This window comes from Paenimyroides marinum (assembly GCF_900108395.1).
Lineage (GTDB): Bacteria > Bacteroidota > Bacteroidia > Flavobacteriales > Flavobacteriaceae > Flavobacterium > Flavobacterium marinum.
In genome coordinates this window covers 1-5,856 of record NZ_FNXE01000074.1, presented here as the reverse complement: position 1 = coordinate 5,856, position 5,856 = coordinate 1, and the positions used below count along the sequence as shown (strand labels likewise).

The window sequence follows — 5,856 nt, the reverse complement described above, 5'->3', positions numbered from 1 at the left end:
TAGGTGCTCTAAAAGCACCTTATAAGTGTGTATAAATTCATTCTACAAGCTGTTTCCTTGCTGAAAAGGACTTTTTTCACAGCCTGACGGTTCGGGGCTTGGCGACAGTGGCGGAAATAGAAGCACGAAGTTTCAGTTTTGCACAACAGTAGCATAAGCCATTTTCTATTTGCTAAATTACAAAAAAAAGGAAATAAAAATGGCTTATGCGGTGATAGAATTACTGACATTGAATTTTACACTTAACCCGCCATTTCGCCAAACCCTTGTTATCGGTAGTGGCTCTTTTCGGTCGCTTTGTTGAGCGTTGGGTTGGTAGCTCTTTTGCATTTTTGTTTGGCTTTTGTGCGGTTGAAAAAATGCAAATGTGCTACCAAAGTGTGGATTTAGTTGTTGAGCATTTTACTAATTCCTTTAACCATTAAGAATATTCAAAAGTTTTCTTGTAAAGCCAACTTTGGTCGTATTGTTTTGTATTTCAATATTTTCATCTTGATTGGATTGGTATATCGAAAGATATGTCAAAAATTCCTTTTTTATTTGTTTGTTTATATCTCTCATATTTTTGTAAGAAGATACATTTATACAAGTTGAAAGATATGCTTTTAATTGTTCTCCCAAGTCTATTTTAAATTCCGATTTTACCTTTTTACTAATACTTTCAGCCCTAAACTCTATATACTTCATTTTGTCGTTGTCGCTTAACAAAGTGAAAATACACTTATAATCAAATCTTGACCTTAATTCAGGGGAAATTCTTTTTTTGAAATCCTCTTTTGAAATGTTTGAAGTAAATACGATAATAAAACCATTCAAATCCATTTCTTCTCCTAATGAACTTGTCATTTTTCCACTTTCTAAGACTTCCAAAAAATAGTTGAATAGAGTTGAGTTAGATTTTTCAAATTCATCAATTAATAAAATCCCCATATCTGTTTCCCTTACTTTCATAAAGATTTCACCGTCATCACTTCCGATATATCCTCTTGCTGAGCCGATTAATGAACTTAGCGAAAATTCATTACTATAATTTCCAAAATTTATTTTTGCAAGTTTCTTTTCTCCTTTCAAGCAATTAAAAATTGTTCTTGCTACTTCTGTTTTTCCAACACCAGATTCTCCCATTAGAAAAAGGGACAAAATCTTGTGTTCTCCTAATTTATTGAATACCCGAAATGTTCTGATTTGCTGTTCAAAATCATCTTTGAATTTGGAATGTCCGTAAAGTCTATTTCTAAATTCGCTGAAGAACTGACTTAATTCATCATCGTTTAGGTCAATTATTTTCTTGTGTCTTTTAGATACTAATTGCTTTTCGTTATTTAGTAATTCTGTTTCTTTCTCTTTTTTTACAAAGGTCTCTCTATCTACATTTTGAAATTCATCAAATATAAAACGTAGCTCGTATTCTAATTTTTCTCTTTTAGAGACATCGCAAATAAAAATAGGCGTTTCTTCAAATTGATATATCATCTGCTCAAAAATGGATTGAATGCTATTGTATTCAGTAAGAGCAGAAAGGTCGATTATTTCACTATTTGTATCAAATTCTTTAATCAAAGATAAGTTGTGAATTAATTTGGTAACACTTATAATTGAATAACCCTCCAAAGTTTTTGAATCTTTGAAGTCATAATAATCATCTTTCTCGTAAAACAGTAAAACTTTATCCATTTATGATTATTTTATATTTACATTTTGGATAATTGCAAGCAAATCAATATAATGATATTCATTTCCGTCTCCAGAACTTTTAAAAGTAAACTGATTATTGACTTCACTAATTTTATAATGACTTTCTTCTATCTCTTCATCTTCTTTATTTAAAGGGAAAGCATTTTGTAATTGACCAAGTTCCTGAAAATATTGGAATGAGTTTTTTAAGTCATCAACTTTGATTTTTCCTTTGTACAATCCTATTACCGAAACTTTACCTACAAACAAATCATCTACACTATAAGAACTTTCAAATTCACTTTCAAAAGTTAATGGAATTTTAATTAGTATATTATCGTCATCTTTAAAATTTCCTTTGATTTTATAAGCGTAATCTTTAAACATTGAATTAAAAAGATTATTCATATCAAATCCGTTAGCTCCTGGTACAACTAAATCTTTCATTGCACCACTATTGATAAATTTCACAATTCGTAATTCATCTTCGTTTTCAAGACTTAATTTAACATTGTCAATTCTAAGTAATTCACCTTCTTCAATAGAAGAAAAATCTTTTACAATCTTAGATTTTTCAATTATATCGTTTAGAATTACGGATTTAGTTGTTTTAATTTCAAAGGTTTCAAATACCTTTTTCGAGCCTGAACCTTTTAACTCTCCGGACGCTTCTACTTCACCCAATTTAAACCAATCCATAAAGTTGATACCGAGTTTAGTTTTCATAGATGCCTGACTTTCCCCTGCAACATCTTTGGTAATTTCTTTATTCAAAGAAATTACATTGCTAAGCATCATTTTTATTTCATAAACTTTCGGAAAGTTTATGTAGTATATATTGAAAATCATTTGTTTGACTGGTATTGATTTGAAACTGCTAATTTACGAATTTAGGATTAGGTTTTGCTCAAAAATAATTACCCTGCAAGTCTTAATGATAATTTTTGTAGATTTATACCTTGCAGTATTGATGATTTTAAGTATCTTTGTAGAGATGGCAACTAAAGAGCAAATAAAAAATACTGGAGCAACTTTTACACCGAAAGAACTTGCTGTTTTTTTGGCTGAAAGAATTGCGTTGTATGCTAAATCAACAAGTAACCGTGTTCTTGACCCTGCTTGTGGAGAGGGCGAATTATTAGTTGCAATGGGAGAAGTTCTGAATGAAAAAGCAATTGATTTTTCGCTAACTGGTTATGATGCTAACGAGCAATATTTGAGTTTTTCAAAAGACCGTTTGTTGTGTTTTGGAAAGAAGAAATCTGATTTAATTCACGAAGATTTTTTATTGTCTGTTGACCTGTCAAGTACTCGAAATACACCGTCATTATTTGATGAATGTACATCTTCTGTTAATAATTCATTTGATATTGTAATTGCCAATCCGCCTTATGTTCGCACTCAAATTTTAGGAACTGAACAGGCACAGAATCTTGCTCGAAAATTTAATTTGAAAGGTAGGGTTGATTTGTATTATCCGTTTTTAATGGCGATGACCGAGAGTTTAAAAGAAAACGGAATACTTGGAGTAATAACATCCAATCGTTATTTATCGACTAAAAGTGGTGAAAGTATTCGTAAATTTTTGTCTGAAAACTATGAAATTTTAGAATTGATAGATTTAGGAGATACAAAATTGTTTGATGCTGCCGTATTACCTGCTATTTTTATTGGTAGAAAGAAAAAACAAAAATCACCATCATCGGCAAGTTTCATCAAGATTTATGAAGAATTAAATGGCTACAAGGGCGATTTAATTTCTGTTGAAACAGTCTTTGATATTTTAAAAAATAATCAATCGGGTTACTTTGTAACAGAAAATGGAAAGCGGTATAAAAAATCATCGGGAGCATTAAAATACAAAGTTGGTTCAACTTCTTGTTGGGAAATGTTATCGGGAGATGAATCAGATTGGGTTTCTAAAATTGATAAAGCATCAAAAAATAGGGTAGAAGATTTTTTCAAAGTGAAAGTTGGTATTAAATCAACGGCAGATAAAGTTTTTATCAGCGATAAATGGGAAGAATTAAACGGAACAAAGCCCGAAAATGAATTATTGAAAGATTTGATTTCACAAGAAAATATTGAACCTTGGAATGCAAAAGAAAATTTTAAATTAAAAGTTCTTTATCCTCATATTTCAGTTAATGGTGAAAAACAAACGGTAGATATTGAAAAATATCCAAAAGCAAAAAAATATTTTACTCAACACGAAGATAGATTAAAATCAAGAAAATATTTGATTGATGCAGGAAGACAATGGTTTGAATTATGGGTTCCGCATCGACCTGACCAATGGAGGTTTCCTAAACTTGTTTTTCCTGATATAAGTTTAAAACCTCGTTTTTATTTTGATAATGGTGGGAAAATCGTAAATGGAAATTGCTATTGGATTGTTGCAACTAAAGATGAAGATGTCGAAAAACTAATGTTGATTCAAGGAATTGCCAATTCAAAGCTAATGACCAAATATCACGATTTGGTGTTTAATAATAAATTGTATTCGGGTAGAAGAAGGTATTTTACGCAATATGTAGAAAAATATCCTTTGCCTGATTTTAAATCGGAAAAATCAAAGGAAATAATTACAATTGTCAAAAAACTTAATCACACTAAAGATGAAACTAAAATTTCAAAATTGGAAAACCAATTAGAAATTTTAGTCGCTGAATCTTTTGGAGTTGAACCTGTTTTTAGCTTGGATTAAAAACGGATTTTCCGTAATATTTTTCAAAAAATGACATTGGTATTGCTCGTTGACATTTATAACTTTCTGCACTAACATAAGAAAACAACTCTCCTAATTTTTCTCCAGGGGAGAGTATAATACCCTCTATTATTTCCGTTTTAGGATTAGTTAAAGCTATCAAATATCTTACATCAAAAGTTGTCAAATTTGAATCTTCAATAACGATTTCCTCTTTTTCTGGTGAGAATTTACCCAAATCAACTGTTGGGCTATCTTGAACTTTTACTTCTAACAATTGGTTTCTAATATCAGGAAAAGCTCCATACAAAAGGTCATTTTCATTCACTTCATAACCTAACAATTCAAGTACTTTCTTTTCTAATGCCTGTCCTCTGTTTTTAGTTGCTGCTGCATCTAATTTAAATCCGATTAGTTTTTCAGCAACCATTTTTTTCAATAAACCAATAGAGAATAAATGTTTAATATCTGGTTCTTCTACCATTCCCGACTTTGGTGGTTCGTAATCGTGGCGAATTTGATAAGAAAGTTTTTTTGAATCGGGGAAGGAAAGGATTTTGTCTTCACTTCCATAAATATCTTTTCTTACTTTTCCAGAAATTAGTAATTGATGTTTAATAGTTGGTTTGCCAAACTTTCCAAATTTTTGTTCAATGTATTCGGGTGTAAGAATAATAACAGAAGCGATAACGTTCTTTTCGGTATCAATTCTCACAAAAACAAAACGTACATCATTACATTTTAAACTTTCACCCGATTCGTATTTTATCAATAGGGTTTCTGTTGCAGGTATTCTATTCCAAACTTGTAAGTTGTAAGATGTTCCGCTTGTAACAATATAAGTGTCAATAAATTCTCTTACAATTTTTGGAACTCCTTTTGCTTTGGGAGGAACTATTTCAAACTCTCCTTGTTCTGCTAATTCAGGCAATGAATGTTTTTCTAAAGTAGAAGCAATTAATTTACGAACGTTGGAACCATCTGTTCTTGTTTTTCCAGTTAGCATAAATGGTTGTCCTACTAGTTCAGAAAAGTATTGTACTAATGTTTCGCGTTGAGTTAGTATTTTGACTGACTTTGGTGGAGTCTTAAAATCTTTATTCATTCTTCAATGTTTAATAAAATAGGAACTTTTGTTTTTAATGCTTTTGCAATTTTTCGTAGGTTGATGACAGAGATATTTCTTTCGCCTCTTTCAACAGAACCGATGTAAGTTCTGTCAAGGTCACAAGCAAAAGCTAATTTTTCTTGAGATAAGTCGGCTTCAATACGAAGTTCTCGTATTTGATTTCCTATTTGTTCTAAATAGTTTTTTTCACTTTCAGAATATGTCGCTCCCATATCGGTAATTTGAAATGCAAAGTTCCGAAATAGATGTAAATAAGTCCACGGACTATAAGTATCAAATTTGTAAAAAAGGGTGGTGGGTGGGCTTGGTTGCGGTTAGGTAAAATTAAATGTGGTGCAAAAGCGTT

At 30.9% G+C, this 5,856-nt stretch carries 5 protein-coding genes; 1 reads left to right on the top strand and 4 read right to left on the bottom strand.

The window, feature by feature from the left end; translation table 11 throughout:
* Nucleotides 1-414: 414 nt before the first annotated feature.
* Entirely contained in the window at nucleotides 415-1,674 is a 1,260-nt protein-coding gene (locus tag BLW20_RS14215; RefSeq protein ID WP_091102834.1) for an AAA family ATPase, read from the bottom strand.
* A gap of 6 nt (nucleotides 1,675-1,680) precedes the next feature.
* Entirely contained in the window at nucleotides 1,681-2,472 is a 792-nt protein-coding gene (locus BLW20_RS14210; RefSeq protein WP_091102838.1) for a hypothetical protein, read from the bottom strand.
* Between the two features lie 136 nt (nucleotides 2,473-2,608).
* Here BLW20_RS14210 and BLW20_RS14205 point away from each other — a divergent pair, with 136 nt between their 5' ends.
* The gene (locus BLW20_RS14205) at nucleotides 2,609-4,381 is read left to right on the top strand and encodes an Eco57I restriction-modification methylase domain-containing protein (protein ID WP_091102821.1); all 1,773 of its coding nucleotides are present in this window, start codon (nucleotides 2,609-2,611) and stop codon (nucleotides 4,379-4,381) included.
* On the opposite strand, the gene BLW20_RS14200 is transcribed toward BLW20_RS14205, so the two are convergent.
* Nucleotides 4,368-5,486 carry a nuclease gene (locus tag BLW20_RS14200; protein WP_143037825.1) on the bottom strand — a complete coding sequence of 373 codons (1,119 nt, stop codon included), beginning with the start codon at nucleotides 5,484-5,486 and terminating at the stop codon, nucleotides 4,368-4,370. The two genes, BLW20_RS14205 and BLW20_RS14200, sit on opposite strands and share 14 nt — an antisense overlap.
* Complete coding sequence (locus BLW20_RS14195) at nucleotides 5,483-5,722, bottom strand: helix-turn-helix domain-containing protein (protein WP_091102816.1); 240 nt, start codon at nucleotides 5,720-5,722, stop codon at nucleotides 5,483-5,485. Before BLW20_RS14195 ends, BLW20_RS14200 begins: the two co-directional genes overlap by 4 nt.
* Nucleotides 5,723-5,856 lie beyond the last annotated feature (134 nt).